We start from the raw sequence: 22,680 nt of genomic DNA on the forward strand, positions 1-22,680 counted from the left end.
GCCCCGGCGTTCTGGGCCGCGGTGCGGGTGGCCTCGGCGACGCTGGCGCTGGCCTGGGCCGAAGCGCGGCTGGCGTCAGACGCGGCCAACTGGGCGCGATTGGCGGCGTTGTCCGTCATCGCCTCGGCGCGACCGGTGTCGCGGGCGGCCTGCAGATCGACCTGATCGGTCGTGTTCTGGGCGTAGAAGAAATAGAGGCCCGCGACCGCCACCACGGCGATCAGAGCCGCCGCCCACCAGCCTGCACTCGATCCGCCGCCCGAGCCGCTCCGCCGCACTTCCTCGCGGCGCACCACGCCGGGCCGCTCATAGACGGTGCGCTCTTCGATTGTCTCGTTATGGTCGGCCATGGGGTGTGTCCTCCTCCTGGATTGTCCGCCTCGACGGGGGAGCAAACGCAGGCCCCTAGGGGCGGTTCCGGAGGGGGAAGACGGGGCTGAAGTCGCTAAAGCCTTGAAACAGGCTCCGAAACTCGACTTCGCCCTAGGCCGGACGGGTCAGGCCCGCCGCAGCACCAGGGTCGCCCAGGCGTCGCGGTGCAGCCGCCGATGCAGGCGGAAGCCCTTGGACAGATAGGCGGCCAGCACCCGCCGCTCCTGGGTCCGCAGCAGGCCCGAGAGGATCGCGAAGCCGCCTGGCTTCAGCGCCGTCTTGATGTCTTGCGACAAGGCCACCAGCGGCGGGGCCAGGATGTTGGCGAACACCAGGTCATAGGGCGCCGACTGGCTCACCAGCCGATGGCCCAGGCCCGAGGCGTGGACGAAGCGGGCGGTCGACTTGTTCAGCTTGGCGTTCTCGTTGGAGATCCGCACCGACGGGCCGTCGATGTCGGTGCCGACCGCGGTCTTGGTGCCGGTGCGCGCCGCGGCGATGGCCAGCACCCCGGTGCCGGCGCCCACGTCCAGCACCTTGTCAAAGCGGCGGGCCTTGATCAGGTCGTTATAGGCGGTCAGGCAGCCGACCGTGGTGCCGTGGTGGCCGGTGCCGAAGGCCGCGCCGGCCTCGATCCGCAGGTTGATCGTGTTGGTGGGCGCGCGGCCGCCGTCGTGGGCGCCGAACACGAAAAAGCGGCCCGCGCGAACCGGCGGCAGCCCAGAGAGCGCCATGGCCAGCCAGTCGGCGTCGGCCAGCTTCTCGACGAGCGTCTTCATCTCCCCGTATTCGCCCAGCTTGGCGACGATCCCGTCGACTTCTTCGCTGGTCGTCGGGAAAGCGTCGATCCGCCAGACGTCGCGGTCTTCGTCCTCTTCGAGGATTGAATAGGTCGCGCCTTCCAGCATCGGGTCGGCGTCAATGGCTGCGGCGGCGGCTTCGGCCACGGCGCGGGGCCCGCGGGAGATGATCTGAACGGCGTCTTGGCTCATCCGCGCCCTTTAGAGCCAGGCGCGCCGAAATGCGAGGGGGGATCGCCCCACTACCGCCATTCGCCCTTTTTACTACGTTACCCAGCGGCGCCCTGGCATCATGGCGCTCTCCCCACCGCCGGAAAGCCAGTCAGATGAGCAAATACCGCCCCTTGTCGGACCACCTCTCAAGCCTGACCGGCGATGAATGGCGCGCCAGTTTCAGTGAGATCGAAGCGGTGCTCGGCGCCACGCTGCCCAAGGCGGCGCAACAGGCCGCCTGGTGGACCGGCGCGGACAAGTCGCATCATCGCGCCTGGCTCGATCACGACTGGCGCATTTCGGCGGCGGGGGATGGCATGGTTTCGTTCAAGCGCACGGTGGCCCACGAGGTGCAGCCTCCGGCCTTGAAGGCCGCAGCCGAGATCGCCTCGACCCGTGTCCACGTGCGCCAGACCGCGGGCGTCGCCGCGGTGGTCGGCGGCGCGCTGGCGCTGGTGGCGGGCCTTGGCGTCGTCGCCGTCAAGGCGCTGAAGGGGCGTAAGGCCTAGGCGGCGAGCGCCGCTTGGCCCTGCCGGGCGCGCCGTAGCCCAGTCCCGACCAGTCCGAAGCCCACTATTAGTAGCGCCCAGGTGGCGGGTTCGGGAATGGCCTGCGCGCTTGGGTAGATTCTGTCGATGTTGGGACCGTAGGGGCCGTCGCTCCCGATCAACCATCGGCCAATCGAGTTGGGGTCCGGCGCGTAGATCGAGACGCGGATGATTTCCTCGACGATCTGGTCCGCCGGAATGGTGAAGTAGGTCTTGTAGTCCACGCCATCGATGACGAAGCCGAGGTAGAAGGTCTCATCGAAGCCGGAGCCGCTGTTCATTGCGTAGAGAATGATCGTGGCCCAGTCGTCTTGTGGATACGGCACGGCCCATGGACGCTGTAGCAGCGTGAAGCTCTCCTTGCTCTCAAGACGGGCGCCAGAGATGTTCATGCACGGGCCGTCTACGCAGGCCCTTGGATGGGCCGGCGTGTTCGTGACGAAGGTCACCGAACCCCCGACGACATCGAACTTGTCTAGGTAGGTCGTGGCCCTCGCCGATCCCGCGAGGGCCAGGGTCATCGCAGCCACAGCCGTTCCGAGCAGCTTGAGCATGGCTCTCTCCTTAAGGTGGCGTTAACCAACGCCACCTCTGCGGGAGAGTCAAATCGGATCTTCTTGTTATGCGGGTGGGGGGTTCCCTAGGCGCCGACGCTGGCGCGCTTGGTCGCCCGCTCGATCAGATCGGCGATCTGCACCCACAGCTCCTTGGGCAGGTTGTGGCCCATGCCTGGAACCACGTGCAGCTCCGCCCCGGGAATGGTCGCGGCGGTGTCCTCGCCGCCGGTCAGCGGCACCAAAGGGTCGTCGGCGCCGTGGATCACCACGGTCGGCGCTTTGATGCCGGCCAGCGCCCTGCGGCGGTCGCCGCTGGCGACGATCGCGGCCATCTGCCGGCCGGTGCCGACTGGATAGAACGAGCGCTCGTAGTCGGACTTGAGGTTCGCCCGCTGCTCGGCTTCGTCCTGCGGATAGCCGGGACTGCCGATGATCTTGCCGCTCTCGACGCCGTAGCTGATGAACGCCTCGAAGTCGGCCTTCGGGTCTGGTGCAGGCGTGGAGAGCCGCGCCATCGCCTCGGGCTTGGCCGGGGGCAGGGCGGGGTTGCCGGTGGTCGACATGATCGAGCTTAGCGACAGCACCCGCTCGGGATAGGTCGCGGCGATCATCTGGGCGATCATCCCGCCCATCGAGGCGCCGACGATGTGCGCCCGCTCGATCCCCAGCGCGTCCAGTAGCCCGACGCCGTCGGCCGCCATGTCGCCGACCAGGTACGGCACGTCCGGCTTCTCGCCCTTCATCAGCGCGCCGTAGACCGCCTGCATGTTGGCCGGGCCGGCGGCGTCGAACTTGTATGACAGGCCGCAGTCGCGGTTGTCATAAGCCACAACGCGATAGCCGCGGCCCGTCAGGATCTCGATGAAGCCCTTGGGCCAGCGCGTCATCTGCGCGCCCAGCCCCATGATCAGCAGCAGCGGCTCGCCAGCCTCCGGACCGTGAACCTCGTAGTACAGCTCAATCCCATTGGCGGTGATCGTCGGCATGCGCGCCCTCCCATTCGTTGGGAGCAACCCTGGCCCAGAGCGGAGAGCGGCGCAATGATCGAGCGTTCAGCCGACGTCCGTGTCACGCCTTCTCGACGAAGCTGTCGATGACCTTCTTGTCGCCGGCCTTGTCGAAGGCGACGGTGAGCTTGTTGCCGTCCACCGATTTCACCGCGCCATAGCCGAATTTCTGGTGGAACACCCGCTGGCCGCGCTTGAAGTCGCTGGCCGCCGAGGATTCCGAGACCACAAGCCGACCTTCGCCCTCGATCACCTGGCCGCGACCGGGATGGCTGCCATGGAAATTGCGGGCCTGGGCGCGTTTCCAGCCGGGGCTGGAATAGCCGGCCCCGAATGTCGGGCTCTCATCCCAGCGGCTGCCGTGCTGCTGCTGCATGCCGGGGCCACCGCCGTAGTAGCCGGTCTCGGACGCGGCCTCGACATTGGCGACCGGCAGTTCGTCGACGAACCGGCTCGGCAGCTGGCTGGTCCAACGGCCATAGACCTGGCGGTTGGCGGCGAAGGAGATCCGCGCCTCTTCCCGGGCGCGGGTGATGCCCACATAGGCCAGGCGGCGTTCCTCCTCGAGCCCCTTCTCGCCCTTTTCGTCCATGCTGCGCTGGGACGGGAAGACGCCTTCCTCCCAGCCGGGCAGGAAGACCAGCGGGAACTCCAGTCCCTTGGCCGAGTGCAAGGTCATGATCTGCACCGCGTCGGCTTGCGGCCCGCGGTCCATGTCCATCACCAGCGACACATGCTCCAGATAGGCCTCGAGCGTGTCGAAGGACTGCATCGACTGAACCAGTTCCTTCAGGTTCTCCAGCCGGGTCTGGGCGGTCGGCGTCTTGTCCAGGCGCAGGGCGTCGGTATAGCCGCTCTCCTCCAGCACCTGCTCGGTCAGCCGCGAATGGTGGATCGCCTGGGCCTGGCCGCGCCAGCGGTCGACGTCGCGGATGAAGTTCGACAGCGCCGTGCGCGTCCGCGCCGCCAGCTCGTCGGTGGCGATCGCCTCGCGGGCGGCCTGCATCACCGGCACGCCGTTGATCCGCGCGATCTGCAGCAGCTTCTGCACGGTGGTGTCGCCGATCCCGCGCTTGGGTACGTTGACGATCCGCTCGAACGCCAGGTCGTCGTCGGGCGACTGGATCAGCCGCAGATAGGCGTGCGCGTCACGGACTTCCGCCCGTTCGAAGAACCGCGGGCCGCCGACCACCGTGTAGGGGATCTGCAGCATCACGAACCGCTCTTCGAAGGCCCGCATCTGGAACGAGGCGCGCACCAGGATGGCGATGTCGCGGTACTTCCGCGGTTCCTTCTCGGTTCCGCCTTTCTTGGCTCGCTCGATCTCCTCGGCGATCAGCCGGCTCTCGGCCTCGCCGTCCCAGACGCCGCGGACGATGACCTTTTCGCCGTCGTTGCTCTCGGTCCAGAGGGTTTTGCCCAGCCGGCCCTTGTTGGCGGCGATCAGGCCAGAGGCGGCGGCCAGGATGTGGCTGGTCGAGCGGTAGTTACGCTCCAGCCGGATCACCGTCGCGCCCGGAAAGTCGCGCTCGAAGCGCAGGATGTTGTCCACCTCGGCGCCGCGCCAGCCATAGATCGACTGATCATCGTCGCCCACGCAGCAGACGTTCTGCCGCTTCTGGGCCAGCAACCGCAGCCACAGGTACTGGGCGACGTTGGTGTCCTGGTACTCGTCCACCAGCACGTATTTGAACCGCTCATGGAAGTCGGCCAGCACGTCCGGATTGGACATAAAGATGGTCAGGTTGTGCAGCAGCAGGTCGCCGAAGTCGCAGGCGTTCAGCACTCGCATCCGGTCCTGGTACATCCGATAGAGCGCTGGACCTTTGCCGTTCGCGAATTCGGCGCCTTCGGAGGCGGGCAGCCGATCGGGCGTCCAGCCGCGGTTCTTCCAGTGGTCGATGAGCCCCGCCAGCGTCTTCGGCGTCCAGCGCTTGGCGTCGATGTTCTCGGCCTCGAGCACTTGCTTGATCAGCCGCTCCTGGTCGTCGGTGTCGAGGATGGTGAAGTTCGACTTCAGCCCGACCAACTCGGCGTGCCGACGTAGGATCTGCGCGGCGACCGAGTGGAAAGTTCCCAGCCAGCGCAGACCCTCGGCCGACGGGCCGATGATGTGGGTGATCCGCTCGCGCATCTCGCGCGCGGCTTTGTTGGTGAAGGTGACGACCAGCAGTTCCCACGGCTTGGCCCGGCCGGTGGCCAGGATATGCGCTAGGCGCGTGGTCAGCACCCGGGTCTTGCCGGTCCCCGCGCCGGCCAGCACCAGCACAGGGCCCTCGGTCGCCTCGACGGCGGCCCGCTGCTCGGGGTTCAGGCCCGCTAGGTAGTCGGGGCCGCGTGCGCGCGCGAGATCGCTGACCCGCGGGGCGGGGAGGGCGTCGTCGAACGGGTTTTCGAATGATTCACTCGGAGACATCGGAACATATGTAGCACACGGAGCGCCCGACTTAAGGCCGGAACCGTGACCGCGACGGTTCGTTCATCCGGCGTCGAGGACTAAGCACGGAGGCCGACATGGCCGAGAACTCAGGTAGCAGTTCCACCCCCTGGCTCGCCTTTCTCGTTGGCGGATTGCTGGTGGCGGTGGCCGTCATCGCCTACTTCGTCTACGCCGGAGGCGGCGGAGCGCCCAAGCCCTCCATCCCGGAAAGCGTGAATGTCGACATCAACGTGCCCAAGCCGCCGCCCATGCCGGACGCGCCCAAGCTTCCTGATGCGCCGATCCCCACGCCGAAATAGCCGATGAGCCAGGACGAACGTCCGCGAAAGCCGATCCCGCTCATCCTCTGGGCGCTGATCGGCTTCGTCCTGGTGCTCGGATTCCTGTTTATCCTGCGGGCAGCGAATCCACCGGTTGCTGGTATCGCGCCCCCGCTTCCGGACCTTGCGGCTCCCAAACCCTAGCGGCGTTTCGAAAAGCCTAGCGCCGCCACCCGGCAGGCCGAGGCCAGGGCCCGTTCCCCCCGCTGTTCGTCGATCTGCGCAATCAAGCCGGCCAGGCTGACGCCGCGAGCCAGGGCCATGTCGTCCAGCACCGCCCAGAACTCCGGTTCCAGCGCCATGGAAGTGGCGTGGCCGCTGAGCAGGATGGAACGCTTCTTCAATGTCGGCATGGCTCAGTTGTGGCTTACCGGCCACGTCCTGGCCAAGTGCTCAATTGAGGCTTGCCAGAGTATGACGCCCGCGTCATTTTCAATCCTAACACTGTTAGTTTCGAAGGCTGCCTCCCATGGCCATGACTGCTGACGCTTTTGACGCCCCGTTGATGCGCAAGCCTGCGCCTGCCAACACACGGCTGCCGAAGCCGCGCCTGCAGTGGGGCACAGCGCTGAAGGCGCTCCGCCGGCTCCTGAACGACAAGGAAGACACCGGCCAGGTGTTCGAGATCATGCGGGCCTTGAACGGCACCGCCACCGCCGACGCCTTCCAGCGCCTGCTGACCACCACGCAGGGCGGCCGCATCGCCTATGAGCGCCAGGAACTGGCCGCCAAGCTTATGGACGACGCCTGGCTGGACTCGCTGCCGGCCGGCAGCGTCGGCGCCGCCTACCGCGAGTTCATCCGAACCGAGCAGCTTTCCGCCGAGGGGCTGGCCGAAGTCAGCCGCATCGACGGCAATGACATTGACGTCCAGCATCCCTACGCCTGGATGGGGCGCCGGACCCGCGACGTGCACGACATCTGGCACATCCTGTCTGGCTATCACCGCGACGGCCTGGGCGAGGCCTGCCTCGTGGCCTTCTCCTATGCCCAGACCAAGGGCCTGGGCTGGGCGCTGATCGCACTGGGCGCGGTCACTCGCTCGCGCGGCGGCGACTACCCTTACACAAAGGCGATCTGGCAGGGATACAAGCGTGGCAAGACCGCGGCCTGGCTGTTGGGCGAGGACTATGAGCGCCTGCTGGCCGAGCCGCTGGAGTCGGCCCGCAAGCGGTTGAACATCACGCCGGCGACCATCTACGACGAGATCCCGGCCGAGGCGCGCGACAACGCCGTTCCGGCGCGCATGTAACGACATTCGCAGGCCCGACCGGGGGGACGGGCCTGCGGACGGCGCTGACAGCGCCGGGCGGGTGGGGGAGAGTCGAGCCTTCCCCACCCACGCCCTTAACGTCAGTCATCGCGTTTGGCGCCGTCCAGCGTGCGGTCGGCCCGCTCGGCCTCCAGCTTCGTCTTCGACTTCTCGGTCTTGTCGCGTCCGAACTTGGCGCGGTTTTCACGGGCCTGCTCGCCGGCCTTGACCTTGTCGCGGGCCTTCCGCGCTTTGTTCAAATTCACCACTTCGCCCATGTGCGCTCCTATCGCCGTCCTTTCATAACGCGTCAACCGAACAGCGTTCTCCTTCCCAGGGCGCCTATTCGGAGCTAAGGCGTTGGGGGTCGGCTTGGAATGGTAAGCGCCTTGGCTACCAGCTTTCTTCAGAGGGCGATGGAGCGCGTGCGGACGTGGCCTGCCTCGGCCTTGCCCGCCATCGTGGCCGCCGCCGGATTGCTCGCGACTTTCAGCGGCGCCTTCCTGTTGGAACAGGGGCGCGAGGCGCGCGAACGTCTGCGTTTCGACGCCGTCGTCGACCAGGCCAACGACGCGGTCGGCCGCCGGCTCGACACCTATGTGGCCGTGCTGCGGGCTGGCGCGGGCCTATTCGCCGCCAGCGACGATGTCGGCCCTCAGGAATTCCGCCGCTTCGCCGATCGGGTCGAACTGACTTTGCGCTATCCGGGGATTCAAGGCCTCGGCTACTCGGCCCGCGTGCCCGCGGGGCAGGGGGCCGAGTTGCTGGCACGGATGCGGACGGAGCCAGGATACCCGCCGCCGCACCTGCATCCGACGGTCGAGGACGAGGTTCACGCGGTGGTGTATTTGGAGCCGTTGGACAGCGTCAACCGCGCGGCCCTGGGGCTCAACATGCACGCCTTCCCCATGCGGCGTGAGGCGATGGATCGAGCCCGTGACACCGGCATGCCGGCCCTCTCGGGAAAGGTCGAACAGATCCGCGAGGTTGATCCGGGGGTGCCCGGCTTCCTGATCTTCGAGCCGGTCTATCGCGGCGGCACGGTGCCTAGCACCATCTATGAGCGCCGCGCTCGCCTCAAGGGCTTCGTATTTGCACCGTTCAGCGCCGCCGACCTGCTCGGCAGGGTCTTGCCGTCGGCCAAGCCAGCCGGCCTCGACTACGCGGTCTATGACGGCGACCCACGGGCGGACACCCTGTTGCATCAATCGCCGCAGCCCGCGGCGCAGAGGGGTGGGCCGCGGGCGACCCGCCGGCTGGAGGTAGCCGGGCGCAGCTGGACCATCATCTACCGGGCGCGCGAGAGCTACGTGATCGCTTCTGAGCGCTGGCTGACTTTGTCCTTCATCGTCGGCGGCCTGCTGTCGACGATACTGATCAGCTTCGCCACCTGGCGACAGATGCGGGCCCGCCAGTCGGCCGAACGTGAGGTCGTCGCCCGCATCGCCGCCGAGGCGCATCAGCGGCTGCTCCTGGACGAACTGAACCATCGGGTGAAGAACACCCTGGCCACTGTCCAGTCGATCGCCGCCCAGAGCCTGCGCCACGGCGCAGACGTCAGCAGCGTGCGCCAGAGCTTCGAGGCGCGACTGATTGCGCTGTCACAGGCGCACAACCTGCTGACCCGGGACAACTGGCGCGGCGCCAGCCTGTCGGAGCTGCTGAGCGCTGAACTGGCGCCCTACGGCGGCGACCACGGCGAACGTATCACCATCACCGGGGAACGCGTCTGGCTGCCGCCGAACACCGCCGTCGCGCTCGGCATGGCGTTCCACGAGTTGGCCACCAACGCGGTCAAGTACGGCTCGCTGTCCAACGAGGAAGGCCACGTGCTGGTCACCTGGGCCCTGGCGCGCGGCAGCGGGCCGCGTCAGCTGCGTATCGTCTGGCGCGAGCAGGGCGGGCCGAGCGTGATGCCGCCGGAACGCCGCGGGTTCGGCTCGCGGGTGATCGTCGGCGGGCTGGCGCACCAGCTCGACGGGGTGGTCGACCTGGATTTCGCCTCCACCGGCGTGGTCTGCACCATCGTCTTCATGCTGCCGCCGGTCGGGGTGGAGGAAGAGATCATGGACCTCGGTTCCGCCGCCTGAAGCTGCGGCCAAGCTGAAACCCATCGGCCGAAAGGCCGTTCTCCCCCGACCCCAAATTGCTCGGAAGGAGACCTGCCATGCATCCTGGCATTCGCGAACATATGGAAGTTGTGGGCTCGGACGGCGGCCATATCGGCCGGGTCGACCACGTGGTCGGCAACGACATCGAGCTGGCCAAGCTCGACCTCGGCTCGGGCCTCAAGCACCACCTGATCCCGCTTTCCTGGGTCGACGACGTTCGGGACGAAAAGGTCTGCCTGAGCCTCACGAAGGACGCCGCCAAGGCTGCTTGGCGCGAGAAGCACTAGCCTCGGGCGTGGCCCGGAGCGATCCGGGCCGACCGCCTAGGCGGCGAAGAAGCCGTGCTCGCCATAGACCCGCACCTGGCACGCATGACCTTGGTCCTGCATTTGGCGGGCATGCTTGTTGGCCGCGGCCTTGGCGACCTCTTTGTCGGGGGAGTGGCCAAAATAGCCGCCGTCCAACTCCACAGCCCAACCACCGTCCTGACGGACGACGCTGAGCACGGATCGCGCAACAGTTCTTTGCATGAGTTGCTTCTAGCACACGACATGCTGGTTTTCAGAAAAATCAAAATATTTGTTGCAAATGCTCGCCTGGAGGGTGCATAAAACCAAATATCAAAATTCGTTTTGGCTCGCTGCCGAACTGCTGATGCGCAATACTGACGCTTCAGAAAAAGCCTCCGACCCTCTCCGAAAATTTGATCGACCGCCTAATTCTGGGCGAGAGAACTCATGTCCGGAAGGGACTTAATATGACTACTGGTGTTGTGAAGTGGTTCAACGGCCAAAAAGGCTTCGGCTTCATTCAACCGGATGACGGCGGCCAGGACGTGTTCGTGCACATTTCGGCCGTCGAGCGCGCCGGCATGGGCACCCTGCATGAAGGCCAGAAGCTGAGCTTCGAGCTGGAGCGCGACCAGCGCAGCGGCAAGATGTCGGCCGGCCAACTGCAGTCGGCCTGATCGGCGCGGCCCGCTGCGGCGGGCGGCCTACGCCTACGAGACTAAGAAAAGGCCCGGAGCAATCCGGGCCTTTTCCGTTTGACTATCGGGCCGTGCATCCCGTCGACTATCCTGGCCATCCAGGTCGGCGGGAACATGAAGCATGGCTGAACAGCGCGCGCCCAAACTTGCGGTCCTCATCGACGCCGACAACGCGTCGCCGCGCATCGCCACGGGGCTGTTCGAAGAGATCGCCAAGATCGGTGAGGCCAGCGTCCGGCGTATATACGGCGACTTCTCGGGGACACGGCTAAAGGGCTGGGCCGACATCCTCTCGACCCACGCGATCATGCCCCACCAGAACTTTGCCTATACGGTTGGCAAGAACGCCTCGGACATCGCCCTCGTCATCGACGCCATGGACCTGTTGCACAGCGGCCGGTTCGATGGCTTCTGCCTGGTATCGTCCGACAGCGACTTTACGCGGTTGGCGGCGCGCATCCGTGAGCAGGGCGTCGATGTCTATGGCTTCGGCGAGCAGAAGACGCCTGAGAGTTTCCGTCAGGCGTGCCGCCGGTTCGTTTACACTGAGAACCTGTTGCCGGAGGCCCCGGCGCCCGATCGCCCCGAGCCGACCGTGGCGAGCCCCTCCGGCCCCTCACCGAGCGCCGCCCGGCCCCTGATCCGTAAGGCCATCGCTCAACTCGACGAAGCCGAGGGCTGGGTGTCTCTGGGGCGCGTCGGCCAGCAGCTGGCCATCCTCGCCTCCGACTTCGATCCGCGCTCCTATGGCTGCGGCAAGCTCAGCGATCTCGTCGAGAAGGCCGGGGGCTTCGAGGTCCGCCGCGACGAGGGCGGCCCGGTCGTTGTCAGGACGAAGCCATCGCGAGGCGCGGCGCGCTGATCACATGAAAAAAGGCCCGGATCGCTCCGGGCCTTTTCCGTTTTCGGCCTGTGGCCGGTGACTATTTCACGTTCGCACAGAAGCGCTGGATGCGGGTGCAGGCGTCTTCCAGCACTGCGTTCGAGGTGGCGTAGCTGATGCGGAAGAACGGCGAGAGGCCGAAGGCCGCGCCGAACACCACCGAGACGCCCTCTTGCTCCAGCAGTTCGACCGCGAAGTCCTGGTCGTTGGCGATCACCTTGCCGCTGGGCGAGGTCTTGCCGATCAGCTTCTCGACCGACGGATAGACATAGAATGCGCCTTCCGGGGTCGGGCAGAGGATGCCGCTCGCCTGGTTCAGCATCGACACCACCAGGTCGCGGCGGCTTTCGAACAGCTTGGCGTTCGGCTTGATGAACTCCTGGGTGCCGTTCAGCGCCTCAACCGCCGCCCATTGCGAGATGGAGGAGGGGTTCGAGGTCGTCTGGCTCATCACCTTGGCCATCGACTTGATCAGCGCCTCCGGGCCGGCCGCATAGCCGATCCGCCAGCCGGTCATCGCATAGGCCTTGCTGACCCCGTTCATGGTCATGGTGCGATCATAGAGCGCCGGCTCAACCTGGGCGATGGTCCAGAACTGGAAGTCCCCGAACACCAGGTGCTCGTACATGTCGTCGGTCAGGATCCAGACGTGCGGGTGGCGCAGCAGCACGTCGGCGATGCCACGCAGCTCTTCCTTGGTGTAGGCCGCGCCTGAAGGGTTCGATGGCGAGTTCAGGAACACCCACTTGGTCTTCGGCGTGATCGCCGCTTCCAGATCCGCGGGCTGCAGCTTGAAGCCGGTCTCGGCGCTTGTCGGCACGGCCTTGGGCGCGCCGCCGGCCAGCAGCACGATGTCCCAATAGCTGACCCAGTACGGCGTCGGGATAATCACCTCGTCGCCCGGGTTTAGGGTCGAGAGCATGGCGTTCCAGATCACCGGCTTGCCGCCGGGCGAGACGTTCACCTGGCTGGTCTTGTAGGTCAGGCCGTTCTCACGCTGGAACTTGGCGACGATGGCTTCCTTCAGCTCCGGAATGCCGTCGACGTTGGTGTACTTGGTCTTGCCGTCGCGGATCGCCTTGATGGCCGCTTCCTTGACGTTGTCGGGGGTGTCGAAATCGGGCTCGCCGGCGGCCAGCGAAATCACGTCGCGGCCCTGCGCTTTCAGTTCCCGGGCTTTCGCGTCGGCCGCCAGGGTGGCGGACGGCTTAACGCGGGCGAGCGCGGTGGATTCGAGCGACATGGCGGGCAGACTCCCGGGTCAGGTTGAAAGGAACGCGCGCGGTTTAGCTGAAGGGGGCGCAAAGGCAAACCCGCGATCCGGTTGCTGAGCGCGGTTTCTCTGCGCCCGTTTGCGTGGGATCCGCCAATCGGGGTCGGAAATGCCGGTAGCTCTACGCGGCCGTCCTGGCGCCGCTAGATCCTGACCGCAGCAACCGCCACTGCTACATCCGGCGCTGCTCGGCGTCGCAGCTTCGGACGCGGCGTGAGCGGCGAGCAGTTGCTGCCATTCCTTGGCGCCGGCGACGCTCTGGTGGCGGCCGGAGGCGGGCAGGGACTGGCGGTCCCGTTCGAGAAGCGCCTCGTCGATCCAGAAGGTGTCGAACCCGCGCACATCCATGGTCGAGCCCATCAGGCGCGCGGCCATGTCCGCCGCGGCCGGATCGTTGTCGGCATGGCACAGGTAGCGCTGCCCCTGTCCGGCCCCGTCGCGGAGGCGAATTTGCACCGCCCAGTATCCGGGGGTCTCAGAAATAAGATTTCGATCGGTTATAGTGCTCATCACGCGAGCTTTCATGATCGTTGTCGGAGCTACGCTGCGCGTATCTATCCGATTGGAGCGGCGGCAGGGCCGCTTTTGACCATGCTCATTGTACCACCTTGTCTGGTATCCGGCGCGACGAATATTGAAATGAGGCCGTCCCTGGCAAACCGGCGGCGTGATCACCACCTCTAGAGTCTATCTCCGGCGCTATTTCCCTCTAGCCGGATGGGAAGCATCCAGGAGGCCGTCATGGCCGTGGAGAAAACCGATTTGAAGCGCCGCATCCTGGCGCACGAGCAGATCCTGCAGGCGCTGACGGCGCAACTGGTTGAAGGTCGCCCTAGCCTGTTTGGTCGAATGCGCGAGCGGTTCGCCGGCGGCCGGGCCGCGGCCGCGCTTGCCATCGCCCCGGAAAGTTACACGCCGGCTCGCCCGCGCGCCGCGGGCGCCCCCGTCGTCGTGCGCGCGAGGCGACTGCATGGGGTCTGGCACGTCACTCGGAACGACGCGTTTGTCGGCGACTACCTGACCGAGGAGGCCGCCCACAGCGCGCTCAGTCATGCCGCCGACCAGATCGCCACCCGGGGTGATCGGGTCGAGGTGGTCTTCGAGGCGCGGGCCTAGGTCCGCGGGTGGTTTGGATCGCGGGTCTCGCTGCGGGCGATCAGCGTGTCGAAGTCCAGGATCTCCTTCCTCAGTCGCAAGATCGCGTCTGGGCTGACGTCCACGCTATCCGACAAGATTTTGAAGGTCCCGTCCTCAAGACGATTCAACTGCTGGATCAGGAGATCCCTCAAATACGACCATCGATGTCTGATTTCAGCCGGCGTTTCCATTGCCGGATAATAGGCTCAAGGCAGCAGTTTTGCCATTGCGATCCTTTATGGGTGTCGCTTGATACTTTGCCGTAACAGGCCTATCTATTTGAAGCGCCGTCGGGCGTGTGCCGCCACCGAAGCGGTCGATCCTTCCCGGCGCGACGCCGATCCGGGATTGTGATGTTCACGCTTTTCGTAGCGTCCGCGCTTTGTGCAGCGAGCGCCGTCGTACTTCCCAAGCTCATCGCTCCGCTGATCCGGCGGCCGCGCTCATGAGCGTCGAAGCCAATCAGATACGCGCCGAGCACTATGAGGCCAGGGCGCTTGAGGCCGCCGACCTCGCCAAGGCCAGCCCGCTGACGCAGGTGCGCGAGAAGCACGAATTGGCCGCGGACACCTGGGCTAGGCTGGCCGAATTCGAACGCCGCATCGCCGCCAGTGCGCTCGCGCGCCTGTCGCGGGTCGGGGCCGCCGAGGAGCTAGCAGTCACCGCCTGATCTCGTGCTTTGATCATTTTGAGGAGATGCTCATGTCCAAGAGTCACCAGAGATCCAATCGGGAAATCCGAAAACCCAAGCAGGTGAAGGCCAAGCCCGAAGCTGCGCCCGCCTCGCTCGTCGGCTCGCTCTATCGCGGTGGTCCGGGCGAAGGCGCCGGCGCGCCTGGCGCCAAGCCCGAACACCGGTGGGACAGCGCCCGTTCTTCCGGACACCATCGAGCCCACAGCTAGACTGGCATCGCGCGCCGCTTCCGCCTCTTGCCATGGCGCAGGTTGCCTCTCGGCCTAGCCGATATTGCCCCAGTCGATGTCGGCGAGGGTGCGCCCGGCCAGGACTACAGCCGTGTCGGCGCCGTTGAACAGATTTCCGTCGGTCTCGGCGAAAACCACCACGTCGCCAAGCCCGACCTGCGCGGCGACATAAGCCACCTTGCCCTCGGCCATGATCGCGTTGGCGCGCGCCAGGGCCGCCTCGTAGTCGGTCGCGACGATCTCTTGGTAGGTGTCCACGGCGGCGGGGCGCACGATCGCGCGGTCGAAATGCAGCGTCTCGCGGCGGCTCCAGTCGCGGATCTCGTCGGCGTCCTCGAGCCGGGCCGAGCCCTGGTTCATGAACTCGAAGCGGTCGACATCGGCGCCGCCTTCGATGATGGCCTTGCCGGGACCCGACGACATGATGGTGTCGGCGCCGTCATTCCCATCCGCCTTCCCGGTGGACACCACCAGGAAGTCATCGCCCGCGCCGCCGTCCAGCAGATCGCCGCCGCCGCCCGAGAACACGGTGTCGTTTCCGGCCCCGCCCAGCAGGGTGTCGCCGCCGGTCCCGCCCCGGATGATGTCGGATCCGAGGTCGCCGCTGACATAGTCGGCGCCGTCGCCGCCCTGGATGTCGTCGTTGCCCTGTCCGCCCAGCAAGGTGTCGCCGCCGGAGCCGCCATAGATCGTGTCGGCGCCCATGTTGCCGTGAGCGAAGTCGCCCGCCTCGCCGGCGATGCCCGGCCCGGTGCGGATGACGTCGTTGCCCTGGCCGCCATAGATCAGGTCGCAGCCCCGCTCGCCAGTCAGGCGGTCGTTCCCCGAATTGCCCTGCATCAGGTCGTTGCCGCCCTGGCCGATGATGGTGTCGTCGCCCTGGCCGCCATAGAGGGCGTCGTCCTCGGCCATGCCCACCAGGCCGTCATTGTCCGCGCCGCCGATCTGCAGCCGGGAATCCCCTTCGAAATCCAGGGTGCCGCGCTCGCTTAGCGACAGGACGTTGAGCCCGAACTCGACCTGCCGACCCTCGAATGTGATGGTCACGGTCGCCGGACCGACGGCGGGGATGTTGTAGGCGACCGACACCCCGTGCGCCGGACGTCCGGCGAATGTCACCACGTCCAGCGCCCCGATCGCCAGGGCCTGCTCGGCGGTGATGGTCTCGAAGGCGTAGGTGGTCACGGCGGCGTCTCCTCGTCGAAGAACCTCGCTATGTCATGTTGCGTAATAACGCAACGAATTATTACTGCTAAATCTATAGTCGGTGATTGCTTGGCGGCATTGAACTGCGCCCGGCGCGATCTCTCGCCAATCGTGGACGCCCGGTACTGCGAGACTACCGCGCTGACGGGCCTTGGCGCCGTCAGCGCGGAAAGCCTTACCCGATCTGGCTCAGCGGCAGGGCGGCGAACAGCTGGCGTTCGGCCCCATGGGGATCCTCCACCACCTTCGGCTCAAGGTCGAAGACCATGGCCGTCCGCTTTTCCGTGTCATAGGCCGGCCAGATCGGGACCAAGGCGTTGTTCGGGTTGCCGCTCCGCGCGAAGGCCAGCCAGCTTTCGCTCATCAGGTCGGCGATGCGCTGCTGGTCGGCCCCGACCCCGGACATCGATTCCGACTTGGCGACATTGTCGAACACGAAGCCGATCTCCAGGGCGTGCGGCGCGCGCCACTTGCCGCCATCCACCGGCGTGTTCCAGTTCAGCATGTAGAAATAGACCGGCGCTCCGCCCTGGGCCGCCTTGCGCTCGGCCTCGACCACGTGGCCCCGCAGGAAGCGGCTGTCGGTCGTGGCGGCGAAGAACACGTCGCTGGCGCTGTAGGCAGGGCGCAACTTGCGGTACTCGGCAACCACGCCGCTCACGTCTATCCCGGGCAGCAGCGGCGCCAGTTTGCCCGGCAGGGCCTCCCAGGACAGGTCGAACAAGGTCGGGTCGCGGCCGCCGATCAGCAGGGTGCTCTCGGTGCGGTTCAGGCCGATCAGCAGCGGCACGTCCTTCGACTGCGCCGGGCCGTCGGGCGTGAACGGATGGCGCTTCAGGGTCTTGCCGTCGAGCACCGGCCCCGAGGCGACGCTGAAGCCGCCGCTGCGCGCGGCCGCCTGGATCTTCTCGACCGGCAGGGTGCGGATCTCGCCGATGGTCTCCTTGGTCAGGCCCAGCGCCTCGACCACGCCGGCCGTGGCCTTGGCCTGGCTCTCGGGCTTGTTGATCGTCAGCCAGGCGCCGCTCTGGACAGCGGCCCGGTGGAACAACCCCTTGGCGGCGTCCATCGCCATCAGCGTCGTGACCTTGGCCCCGCCGCCGCTCTCGCCGAAGATCATCACATTGCCGGGGTCGCCGCCGAACGCTGCGGCGTTGTCGCGGACCCACTTCAGGGCCAGCACGATGTCGAGCATTCCGGCGTTGCCGGAATCGGCGAACTCCGGCCCGAAGTCGGCCAGGTACAGGTGCCCGAACAGGTTCAGCCGGTGATTGATGGTGATCACCACCACGTCGCCACGCTTGGCCAGGCGCACGCCGTCATAGCCGTTGCTGGCGCCCGAGCCGGTTGTGAAGCCGCCGCCATGCAGCCAGACCATGACCGGGCGCTTCTTCTTGTCGGCCACCCCTGGCGTCCAGACATTGAGGAACAGGCAGTCCTCACTGTCGGGCTTGCGATTGGCCCACGAGCGGAAGAGGCCGCCGGCCTCGCCGCCGGCCGGCTGCGGCGCCTGGGCGCCGAAGTCGAGGGCGTCGCGGACGTCGCTCCAGGGCTCCGGCGGCTTGGGCGCCTGGAAACGCGTGGCGGCGGTGTCGGCGCCGTAGCGAACGCCCTTGAAGACCTTGATTCCGTCCTCGACCGTCCCGCGGACCTTGCCGGCCTTGGTGGCGGCGACCGGCCCGGCTGCCTGCGCCTGGGCGGTTCCCGCCGCGCTGCTGATCGCGGCCGCTGCGGCGGCCCCCTTGATGATCGTCCTGCGGCTTTGCGCCATGGCGTTTCCCCTTCTTGCTTGTCGCCACTATGAGCCGCGCTGCAATCGGTGGTCAATGCTGACTACAGACGATGGGGGCGAAGCGCGCTATCAAGTGGACATGAGCGCGGTCTCCACCCTTGCGCCGGCCAAGGCCGCGCGCGGCCCCAACGCCCAGCGGCGCAACGCCACGCGCGTCAAGCTGCTGGAGGCGACCATCGGCTGCCTCGCCGAGCTGGGCTACCACCGCACCAGCACCGTGCTGGTGACCGAGCGGGCAGGGGTCAGCCGCGGCTCGCTGCTGCATCAGTTCCCCTCGAAGGCCGACCTGATGGTCGGGGCGGCCAGCCACATCGCCGAACTGCGCGGCCGGGCGCACGCCGCGGGTCTGGAGGGCGTGCCCCTAGGCCCCGAGCGCCTGACCCGCTTGGTCGATATCCTTTGGGGCCAGATGTCTTCGCCTTCGGGCATCGCCCGCCTGGAGATCATGCTGGGCTCGCGCAGCGACCCCGATCTGGCCGCCAAGCTGGCCCCGCTGCACGCGCGGCTCGACGAGCGCCACCGCGACGCGGTCTGGGCGCTGGCCAAGGCCCTGGGCGCCACCGACCGCAAGCCCATCGACGCCATGGTCCAGCTCTACGCCGCCTCTCTGCGCGGCCTCTCGGTCGACGCCCTTTTCCCTGAGTCCCGCGAGCACGTCAGCGCCGCCGTCGAACTTCTGAAGCAGATGCTGGTCCACGTGATCTCCGCGCAGGTCGCGCGCCCGAGCGCCTAGCCGAGCTTCAAGCGCACCGGGTCGAGCGCCGTCCCCGGCGGATAGTGGTCGCCGAGCACCTGGCTGCCGTCCATCGACAGGGCGGTGGGGAGTACGAGCTCACCGTCGTCGGTCGTCATCGCATTCAAATCGAGCTTGGCGATCGCCAGCCGCCGGCCGCCCGCGCCGCCGTCTGCGATCGTCAGCACCGCGCCGGCCTCGCCGATCTCAACGGCCGGATCGGCCAGCTGCACCTTGAGCATGCCGCCGTGCGCTTCGAACCGCAGTTGGCCCTGGAACGCCCCATGTCCAGTGGGCTTGCCGTCCGAGCCCAGCTTCAAGTCGCCGCCCGGCGTCGGCGAAAAGCTGAAAGCCCCGTCCGCCATCCGTTCGGCGCCGCCGCCGGCCTCGATCACCCCGCCCGTCGCCTCGACATAGTTCCGGAAGCTCTGCTTCACGCCCCAGCTCAGCGTCGCGTTCATCTGGTTCTATCCCCAACTCGGCTCGGCTTCGACGCCACGCTCATGTCTAGCGCAGTTCTAGCGCCGAAAGCGCTGCGCCAGAGCGCGCGACCTAGGCTCCCCCGGCGTCGTCGTCCGACCTCAGTTCGTCGGCCAACCATGCGCCAAAACGCTCGATAAGGCCTTCCCTGACGTTTCGTTCGCCCCAGACGCAGGCATAGACGTACTGGGCGCGTACCTCGTTGTCGAACAAGCGCACCAGCCTGCGCTGCCTGAGGTCCTCCTGGGCCATACGCACGCGCCCAAGTACGACGCCGTGGCCCCGCGCGGCGACGTCCAGACCCATGGCGGTGTCGCTGACTTGCAGCCACGAAGGGAAACTGGCCTCGTCGAGCCCCAGGGGATCTAGCCACTTGCGCCAAGAGCTCTCCATCTGCCGAATCAGGTCGCACTCGCGTAGCGCCTCCACCGTTTGGGGGATGTCGCCGTCCCGGTAGGTTGGGCTGCACATCGGAGTAAGCGCTTCCTCGGCCAGGACCAGGCTTCTGAGCCCCGACCACTTTCCCGGTCCGAACCTCAAGGCGACATCCACCTGGCCGTCGGAGAAGTCCTCCAGGGTTTCGGTGACCCTCAACTGCAGGCGCAGTCCAGGAAAGGCAGCCTTCAGGGATCCTAGCCTTGGCAGGAGTATCTTGGCCGCCATCGATGGAAGCGCCGAAACGACTAGTCTGTCAGTCGCCTGCTCATGCCCCAGGTCGAACGCGTCGGACAGCAGCGCCATCCCCAAACGCACCCGCCCCGCGAAGGTCTGACCGGCGACGGTTAGCGCGACATTCCTGCCTTGGCGCTCAAACAGTGTCTGGTTCAGGCGCTGCTCAAGCCCGCGGATGGCGTGGCTCACCGCGCTGGGCGTGAGGGAGAGTTCCACCGCCGCCTTTGCGAAGCTGCCCGTGCGCGCCGCCGCCTCGAAGGCTGAAATGGCTCGCAGTGAGGGTGGGCGAAACGTCATGGCGGCTGCTCAAGTGCTGGATGCTACCCGATTAATGGTGAATTATTCTCGTGTAATTGAGAAAAGCTATCCGTTTTCCTCGCCAATGAAGCTCGGCCATATCCGGGATCGGCGGCCGCCGATCCCGGCGAGCCACGGCTGAGCAGGAGGAATAGTGTCCGATAATCTATCGCCAGCGCCGTCTTCGGCGCATTCACACGGTTCCTCGGCCGGAGAGAGTCCGCTGGCCTATCGTCTGCTGACGGGCGCGGATGACGCCGAGTTTTGCCGCCGGGTGAGTGAAGCCCTTTGCATGGGCTACGATCTCCATGGGTCGCCATGCCTGACCTTCGACGGAAAACGCGTGGTTGCGGGCCAGGCGCTCATCAATCGCATCGTGCCGGAGTGGGCCCCCGCACGTCTGCCTGAAATCCAGTCCTTCCTGGCCGACTATTTCGACGCCTTGCACACGCAGGATCTCGCGGCGTTTGATCGCGTGTTCCACCCCGGCGCGACGCTCTACTCCCAGCAGGACGGAGTCACAGTGATCCGCCCCCTGCCCGAATACCGGAGCGTGGTGGCCGGGCGAGCCTCGCCCGCCTCAGTTCATCAGCCCAGAGACGAGACGGTTCTGATGGTCGACATGTTGTCGGACTGCATGGCCCTTGCGAAGGTGCGCCTAAGACTCTTCGACAACATCATGGAGGACCACCTGAACATGATCCGCACCGAGGCGGGCTGGAGCATCATCGCCAAGACTTTCACCAGAGTCAGATCTGCAATTGTTTTGGAGGAACATTGAGGCGATGGCGAAGCTGGAACGCGACGTCCTAATCCTTATCGAGCCTGGATTTGCTGATGCGGCTTATGGCGGCCCCCAGGGATTGGGGGCGGAGCAGGCCTACTATTGCCCTTACTGCGCCGCGATCGAGGGCGTGCTGGCGATATATCCGGAGCTTGGCAAGCGGATCGACGTCATCCGCGCGCCGTTCGCCCGGCCGCGCACGGCAGTCATCGACTTGATCGGCGAGGACAATCAAACCTTGCCTAAACTCGTTCTGGCGGGGGACGTTGCCGAAGGCGTCGCAACCGGTCAGCACGGGGGCGTATCCTTTGTGTCCGGCCACGAGGCCATCCTGCGCGTGCTGGCCGCACGGCACGGCATTGCCTATCCGCACTTCTGATCTGGGCCGAACCCGCGAATGACTACCAAGCCCGTCGTCCATAGGTAGTACAGTTCGGCTCCGAGTTTCGCCTCGGGCTACAGGCCGACGCCCAAAGCGTGATGCACCTCAATCACCTGCGATACGTTTAGGTGGCGGATCCGCCTGGATATTCAGGATGACCCATCGCCCCGGTCTGCCTCAGGTTCACCGCCGCAGATACTTCGGCCCATTGCGGGAATAGGCGCATGGGCAAGGCGAGGGACGCGCTCAAGCTAGTGGTCGGTCGCTTCGCGGAGTTCGCCTTTGCCGGGCTTGGCCAAGAGATCGACGAGGTCCGCAACACCGCGCACGCCGTTCAGTTGAAACGCGCCATCGTCTACGCTCGTGTGAGGCGCGCCCACGAACGCGGGGACGACGCGGGGATTGATCGCGCTCTTGCGGCGTACTGGAAGGCTGGACCGGGCGACTGGTTCTACAACAGCCTAGTCGAGGCGCGCGTCCGCCTGTTTCGCGAACAGCACGCCGTCGCTATCGACACGTTCGCCCGTCTTATCGATGGCTCCAGCGTCAAGTTTCGCCGGCTCGTCGAGATTGGCTGTGGCGATGGGCGGGTCCTTGCGGAGTGCGCCCGACGGCTGCCCAGGATCCCCGAGGTCATCGGCCTCGACATCAATGCGGCGGCGATTGCGCACGCCTCGTCCAGTCGGCTGACCGATGGCCGGCTCGCATTCGTTAATGCCGAGGCCAGAACCTGGCTGAAGAGGAACCCGCGGCCTGGCACGGTGGTGCTCTCCAACAACGGGGTCCTCGAGTATCTCTCGCAGGACCATGTCGACGAATTGCTTCACGCAATCGCTGCGGCGCCGCCCGCGGGCGTCGTGCTGATCGAGCCGGTCGCTCCGGAACACGATCTGCAGAGGCAACCGAAGTCTTTCCCCTTTGGTCGCGAGTACTCGTTTTCCCACAACCACCGGCGTCGCCTGACCCACGCCGGCTTTGACGTCGTGTTCGAAAGGGAGACTCACGCGGCGCAAATTCGCTTGATGCTGATGGTCGGCCTTCTGGTGTGAGCCCGCAGCCGGCCTCAGCTGCCGATGTACTTCATCAGCTGGTCGATCTTGAACGCCTTGTCGGCCATCAGCTGGCGGGCGATGTCGCCCAGCGTCACCACGCCCAACAGCTTGCCGTCCTCGGCGATCGGCAGGTGCCGGATGCCCTTCTCGGTCATGATCTGCATGGCGTCCATCAACTTGACCTCGGGCGTGGTGGTCAGCACCGGATGGGTCATGATGTCCCCCACGGCGACATCCTTGCCGTTCTTTCCGGCCAGCACGACCCGCGTGCCGTAGTCCTTGGCCGAGAAGATGCCTTCCAGCTTTCCGTCCACCATCACCAGGACCGAAGCGATGTTGTGGGTCGCCATCTCAGCGATCGCCTCATAGGCGCTCGCCTCCGGCCCGACCGAGTAGATTTTGGAGCCCTTTTCCCTCAGCAGCGCGGCGATTGTCGTGGCGATCACGTCCAGGCTCC

General features: G+C 66.3%; 30 protein-coding genes. 15 read left to right on the forward strand and 15 right to left on the reverse strand.

What is annotated here, in order from left to right:
• A partial coding sequence (locus AC1DQJ_RS00005) for a hypothetical protein (RefSeq protein ID WP_477599004.1) occupies positions 1-350 on the reverse strand: 350 nt, incomplete at its 3' end.
• A gap of 147 nt (positions 351-497) precedes the next feature.
• Complete coding sequence (locus AC1DQJ_RS00010; protein WP_477599006.1) at positions 498-1,364, reverse strand: 50S ribosomal protein L11 methyltransferase; 867 nt, start codon at positions 1,362-1,364, stop codon at positions 498-500.
• A gap of 134 nt (positions 1,365-1,498) precedes the next feature.
• Here AC1DQJ_RS00010 and AC1DQJ_RS00015 point away from each other — a divergent pair, with 134 nt between their 5' ends.
• The gene (locus tag AC1DQJ_RS00015; protein ID WP_477599007.1) at positions 1,499-1,894 is read left to right on the forward strand and encodes a DUF7662 domain-containing protein; all 396 of its coding nucleotides are present in this window, start codon (positions 1,499-1,501) and stop codon (positions 1,892-1,894) included.
• On the opposite strand, the gene AC1DQJ_RS00020 is transcribed toward AC1DQJ_RS00015, so the two are convergent.
• The 3 genes from AC1DQJ_RS00020 to AC1DQJ_RS00030 all read right to left on the reverse strand — a co-directional run bounded on the left by AC1DQJ_RS00020 (position 1,891) and on the right by AC1DQJ_RS00030 (position 5,913).
• Entirely contained in the window at positions 1,891-2,487 is a 597-nt protein-coding gene (locus AC1DQJ_RS00020) for a PEPxxWA-CTERM sorting domain-containing protein (RefSeq protein WP_477599009.1), read from the reverse strand. The two genes, AC1DQJ_RS00015 and AC1DQJ_RS00020, sit on opposite strands and share 4 nt — an antisense overlap.
• 86 nt (positions 2,488-2,573) lie before the next feature.
• Positions 2,574-3,476 (reverse strand): alpha/beta fold hydrolase, encoded by a 903-nt coding sequence (locus AC1DQJ_RS00025; protein ID WP_477599011.1) that lies wholly within the window; start codon positions 3,474-3,476, stop codon positions 2,574-2,576.
• An 82-nt stretch (positions 3,477-3,558) separates the two neighbouring features.
• A complete protein-coding gene (locus tag AC1DQJ_RS00030) occupies positions 3,559-5,913 on the reverse strand; it encodes an ATP-dependent helicase (protein ID WP_477599013.1) in 2,355 nt (784 codons plus the stop codon).
• 98 nt (positions 5,914-6,011) lie between these two features.
• Between AC1DQJ_RS00030 and AC1DQJ_RS00035 the strand changes: the two genes are divergently transcribed.
• Positions 6,012-6,236, forward strand: a complete 225-nt coding sequence (locus tag AC1DQJ_RS00035) for a hypothetical protein (protein WP_477599015.1) — start codon at positions 6,012-6,014, stop codon at positions 6,234-6,236.
• Between the two features lie 3 nt (positions 6,237-6,239).
• Positions 6,240-6,401 carry a hypothetical protein gene (locus AC1DQJ_RS00040; protein ID WP_477599017.1) on the forward strand — a complete coding sequence of 54 codons (162 nt, stop codon included), beginning with the start codon at positions 6,240-6,242 and terminating at the stop codon, positions 6,399-6,401.
• Here the strand turns inward: AC1DQJ_RS00040 and AC1DQJ_RS00045 are convergent.
• Positions 6,398-6,610: a ribbon-helix-helix domain-containing protein gene (locus AC1DQJ_RS00045; RefSeq protein WP_477599019.1), complete on the reverse strand. Its 213-nt coding sequence runs from the start codon at positions 6,608-6,610 to the stop codon at positions 6,398-6,400. The two genes, AC1DQJ_RS00040 and AC1DQJ_RS00045, sit on opposite strands and share 4 nt — an antisense overlap.
• A gap of 116 nt (positions 6,611-6,726) precedes the next feature.
• On the opposite strand from AC1DQJ_RS00045, the gene AC1DQJ_RS00050 reads away from it, so the two are divergent.
• Complete coding sequence (locus AC1DQJ_RS00050; protein ID WP_477599021.1) at positions 6,727-7,509, forward strand: Coq4 family protein; 783 nt, start codon at positions 6,727-6,729, stop codon at positions 7,507-7,509.
• Between the two features lie 101 nt (positions 7,510-7,610).
• Here the strand turns inward: AC1DQJ_RS00050 and AC1DQJ_RS00055 are convergent, their stop codons facing one another.
• Entirely contained in the window at positions 7,611-7,787 is a 177-nt protein-coding gene (locus tag AC1DQJ_RS00055; protein WP_477599023.1) for a DUF4169 family protein, read from the reverse strand.
• Positions 7,788-7,934: 147 nt separating this feature from the next.
• On the opposite strand from AC1DQJ_RS00055, the gene AC1DQJ_RS00060 reads away from it, so the two are divergent.
• Both AC1DQJ_RS00060 and AC1DQJ_RS00065 read left to right on the forward strand, forming a co-directional pair.
• On the forward strand, positions 7,935-9,599 hold the full coding sequence (locus AC1DQJ_RS00060) for a CHASE domain-containing protein (RefSeq protein ID WP_477599025.1): 1,665 nt from the start codon (positions 7,935-7,937) through the stop codon (positions 9,597-9,599).
• 77 nt (positions 9,600-9,676) lie between these two features.
• On the forward strand, positions 9,677-9,907 hold the full coding sequence (locus AC1DQJ_RS00065) for a DUF2171 domain-containing protein (protein ID WP_477599027.1): 231 nt from the start codon (positions 9,677-9,679) through the stop codon (positions 9,905-9,907).
• A 36-nt stretch (positions 9,908-9,943) separates the two neighbouring features.
• On the opposite strand, the gene AC1DQJ_RS00070 is transcribed toward AC1DQJ_RS00065, so the two are convergent.
• Entirely contained in the window at positions 9,944-10,150 is a 207-nt protein-coding gene (locus AC1DQJ_RS00070; RefSeq protein WP_477599029.1) for a hypothetical protein, read from the reverse strand.
• Positions 10,151-10,377: 227 nt separating this feature from the next.
• On the opposite strand from AC1DQJ_RS00070, the gene AC1DQJ_RS00075 reads away from it, so the two are divergent.
• Entirely contained in the window at positions 10,378-10,587 is a 210-nt protein-coding gene (locus AC1DQJ_RS00075; RefSeq protein WP_477599031.1) for a cold-shock protein, read from the forward strand.
• 142 nt (positions 10,588-10,729) lie between these two features.
• A complete protein-coding gene (locus tag AC1DQJ_RS00080) occupies positions 10,730-11,470 on the forward strand; it encodes an NYN domain-containing protein (protein ID WP_477599033.1) in 741 nt (246 codons plus the stop codon).
• 61 nt (positions 11,471-11,531) lie between these two features.
• Here AC1DQJ_RS00080 and AC1DQJ_RS00085 read toward each other — a convergent pair whose 3' ends face one another.
• Complete coding sequence (locus AC1DQJ_RS00085; RefSeq protein ID WP_477599035.1) at positions 11,532-12,734, reverse strand: pyridoxal phosphate-dependent aminotransferase; 1,203 nt, start codon at positions 12,732-12,734, stop codon at positions 11,532-11,534.
• Between the two features lie 18 nt (positions 12,735-12,752).
• Complete coding sequence (locus AC1DQJ_RS00090) at positions 12,753-13,274, reverse strand: hypothetical protein (protein WP_477599036.1); 522 nt, start codon at positions 13,272-13,274, stop codon at positions 12,753-12,755.
• Positions 13,275-13,505: 231 nt separating this feature from the next.
• On the opposite strand from AC1DQJ_RS00090, the gene AC1DQJ_RS00095 reads away from it, so the two are divergent.
• From AC1DQJ_RS00095 to AC1DQJ_RS00105, 3 genes are all read left to right on the forward strand, one after another.
• Positions 13,506-13,880: a hypothetical protein gene (locus tag AC1DQJ_RS00095; protein ID WP_477599038.1), complete on the forward strand. Its 375-nt coding sequence runs from the start codon at positions 13,506-13,508 to the stop codon at positions 13,878-13,880.
• 466 nt (positions 13,881-14,346) lie between these two features.
• Positions 14,347-14,571: a hypothetical protein gene (locus AC1DQJ_RS00100; RefSeq protein ID WP_477599040.1), complete on the forward strand. Its 225-nt coding sequence runs from the start codon at positions 14,347-14,349 to the stop codon at positions 14,569-14,571.
• A gap of 32 nt (positions 14,572-14,603) precedes the next feature.
• Positions 14,604-14,804: a hypothetical protein gene (locus AC1DQJ_RS00105; protein WP_477599042.1), complete on the forward strand. Its 201-nt coding sequence runs from the start codon at positions 14,604-14,606 to the stop codon at positions 14,802-14,804.
• A 54-nt stretch (positions 14,805-14,858) separates the two neighbouring features.
• On the opposite strand, the gene AC1DQJ_RS00110 is transcribed toward AC1DQJ_RS00105, so the two are convergent.
• Positions 14,859-16,010, reverse strand: a complete 1,152-nt coding sequence (locus AC1DQJ_RS00110) for a calcium-binding protein (protein WP_477599044.1) — start codon at positions 16,008-16,010, stop codon at positions 14,859-14,861.
• Between the two features lie 196 nt (positions 16,011-16,206).
• Entirely contained in the window at positions 16,207-17,802 is a 1,596-nt protein-coding gene (locus AC1DQJ_RS00115) for a carboxylesterase/lipase family protein (protein WP_477599046.1), read from the reverse strand.
• Between the two features lie 100 nt (positions 17,803-17,902).
• Between AC1DQJ_RS00115 and AC1DQJ_RS00120 the strand changes: the two genes are divergently transcribed.
• Entirely contained in the window at positions 17,903-18,556 is a 654-nt protein-coding gene (locus AC1DQJ_RS00120) for a TetR/AcrR family transcriptional regulator (RefSeq protein WP_477599047.1), read from the forward strand.
• Here the strand turns inward: AC1DQJ_RS00120 and AC1DQJ_RS00125 are convergent.
• Together AC1DQJ_RS00125 and AC1DQJ_RS00130 are read right to left on the reverse strand one after the other, a co-directional pair.
• On the reverse strand, positions 18,553-19,017 hold the full coding sequence (locus AC1DQJ_RS00125) for an HtaA domain-containing protein (RefSeq protein ID WP_477599049.1): 465 nt from the start codon (positions 19,015-19,017) through the stop codon (positions 18,553-18,555). The genes AC1DQJ_RS00120 and AC1DQJ_RS00125 overlap by 4 nt on opposite strands.
• Before the next feature lie 91 nt (positions 19,018-19,108).
• Positions 19,109-20,005, reverse strand: a complete 897-nt coding sequence (locus AC1DQJ_RS00130; protein ID WP_477599051.1) for a LysR substrate-binding domain-containing protein — start codon at positions 20,003-20,005, stop codon at positions 19,109-19,111.
• A 154-nt stretch (positions 20,006-20,159) separates the two neighbouring features.
• Between AC1DQJ_RS00130 and AC1DQJ_RS00135 the strand changes: the two genes are divergently transcribed.
• The 3 genes from AC1DQJ_RS00135 (at position 20,160) to AC1DQJ_RS00145 (ending at position 22,220) form a co-directional block, all read left to right on the forward strand.
• Positions 20,160-20,786: a nuclear transport factor 2 family protein gene (locus AC1DQJ_RS00135; protein ID WP_477599053.1), complete on the forward strand. Its 627-nt coding sequence runs from the start codon at positions 20,160-20,162 to the stop codon at positions 20,784-20,786.
• A gap of 4 nt (positions 20,787-20,790) precedes the next feature.
• Positions 20,791-21,168 carry a DUF3088 domain-containing protein gene (locus AC1DQJ_RS00140; RefSeq protein ID WP_477599055.1) on the forward strand — a complete coding sequence of 126 codons (378 nt, stop codon included), beginning with the start codon at positions 20,791-20,793 and terminating at the stop codon, positions 21,166-21,168.
• A gap of 227 nt (positions 21,169-21,395) precedes the next feature.
• A complete protein-coding gene (locus AC1DQJ_RS00145; protein WP_477599057.1) occupies positions 21,396-22,220 on the forward strand; it encodes a class I SAM-dependent methyltransferase in 825 nt (274 codons plus the stop codon).
• Between the two features lie 14 nt (positions 22,221-22,234).
• Here AC1DQJ_RS00145 and AC1DQJ_RS00150 read toward each other — a convergent pair whose 3' ends face one another.
• Positions 22,235-22,669 (reverse strand): CBS domain-containing protein, encoded by a 435-nt coding sequence (locus AC1DQJ_RS00150; protein WP_477599059.1) that lies wholly within the window; start codon positions 22,667-22,669, stop codon positions 22,235-22,237.
• Positions 22,670-22,680 lie beyond the last annotated feature (11 nt).

The organism is Phenylobacterium sp. P4_E10 (assembly GCF_056401675.1).

Coding starts and splice junctions, on each gene's coding strand:
- AC1DQJ_RS00055 (WP_477599023.1), bottom strand. CDS start 7,787: ATGGGCGAAGTGGTGAATTTGAACAAAGCGCGGAAGGCCCGCGACAAG.
- AC1DQJ_RS00065 (WP_477599027.1), top strand. CDS start 9,677: ATGCATCCTGGCATTCGCGAACATATGGAAGTTGTGGGCTCGGACGGC.
- AC1DQJ_RS00075 (WP_477599031.1), top strand. CDS start 10,378: ATGACTACTGGTGTTGTGAAGTGGTTCAACGGCCAAAAAGGCTTCGGC.
- AC1DQJ_RS00100 (WP_477599040.1), top strand. CDS start 14,347: ATGAGCGTCGAAGCCAATCAGATACGCGCCGAGCACTATGAGGCCAGG.
- AC1DQJ_RS00130 (WP_477599051.1), bottom strand. CDS start 20,005: ATGACGTTTCGCCCACCCTCACTGCGAGCCATTTCAGCCTTCGAGGCG.
- AC1DQJ_RS00010 (WP_477599006.1), bottom strand. CDS start 1,364: ATGAGCCAAGACGCCGTTCAGATCATCTCCCGCGGGCCCCGCGCCGTG.
- AC1DQJ_RS00050 (WP_477599021.1), top strand. CDS start 6,727: ATGGCCATGACTGCTGACGCTTTTGACGCCCCGTTGATGCGCAAGCCT.
- AC1DQJ_RS00145 (WP_477599057.1), top strand. CDS start 21,396: ATGGGCAAGGCGAGGGACGCGCTCAAGCTAGTGGTCGGTCGCTTCGCG.
- AC1DQJ_RS00090 (WP_477599036.1), bottom strand. CDS start 13,274: ATGAGCACTATAACCGATCGAAATCTTATTTCTGAGACCCCCGGATAC.
- AC1DQJ_RS00030 (WP_477599013.1), bottom strand. CDS start 5,913: ATGTCTCCGAGTGAATCATTCGAAAACCCGTTCGACGACGCCCTCCCC.
- AC1DQJ_RS00115 (WP_477599046.1), bottom strand. CDS start 17,802: ATGGCGCAAAGCCGCAGGACGATCATCAAGGGGGCCGCCGCAGCGGCC.
- AC1DQJ_RS00120 (WP_477599047.1), top strand. CDS start 17,903: ATGAGCGCGGTCTCCACCCTTGCGCCGGCCAAGGCCGCGCGCGGCCCC.
- AC1DQJ_RS00140 (WP_477599055.1), top strand. CDS start 20,791: ATGGCGAAGCTGGAACGCGACGTCCTAATCCTTATCGAGCCTGGATTT.
- AC1DQJ_RS00125 (WP_477599049.1), bottom strand. CDS start 19,017: ATGAACGCGACGCTGAGCTGGGGCGTGAAGCAGAGCTTCCGGAACTAT.
- AC1DQJ_RS00045 (WP_477599019.1), bottom strand. CDS start 6,610: ATGCCGACATTGAAGAAGCGTTCCATCCTGCTCAGCGGCCACGCCACT.
- AC1DQJ_RS00070 (WP_477599029.1), bottom strand. CDS start 10,150: ATGCAAAGAACTGTTGCGCGATCCGTGCTCAGCGTCGTCCGTCAGGAC.
- AC1DQJ_RS00015 (WP_477599007.1), top strand. CDS start 1,499: ATGAGCAAATACCGCCCCTTGTCGGACCACCTCTCAAGCCTGACCGGC.
- AC1DQJ_RS00035 (WP_477599015.1), top strand. CDS start 6,012: ATGGCCGAGAACTCAGGTAGCAGTTCCACCCCCTGGCTCGCCTTTCTC.
- AC1DQJ_RS00085 (WP_477599035.1), bottom strand. CDS start 12,734: ATGTCGCTCGAATCCACCGCGCTCGCCCGCGTTAAGCCGTCCGCCACC.
- AC1DQJ_RS00040 (WP_477599017.1), top strand. CDS start 6,240: ATGAGCCAGGACGAACGTCCGCGAAAGCCGATCCCGCTCATCCTCTGG.
- AC1DQJ_RS00020 (WP_477599009.1), bottom strand. CDS start 2,487: ATGCTCAAGCTGCTCGGAACGGCTGTGGCTGCGATGACCCTGGCCCTC.
- AC1DQJ_RS00025 (WP_477599011.1), bottom strand. CDS start 3,476: ATGCCGACGATCACCGCCAATGGGATTGAGCTGTACTACGAGGTTCAC.
- AC1DQJ_RS00080 (WP_477599033.1), top strand. CDS start 10,730: ATGGCTGAACAGCGCGCGCCCAAACTTGCGGTCCTCATCGACGCCGAC.
- AC1DQJ_RS00095 (WP_477599038.1), top strand. CDS start 13,506: ATGGCCGTGGAGAAAACCGATTTGAAGCGCCGCATCCTGGCGCACGAG.
- AC1DQJ_RS00105 (WP_477599042.1), top strand. CDS start 14,604: ATGTCCAAGAGTCACCAGAGATCCAATCGGGAAATCCGAAAACCCAAG.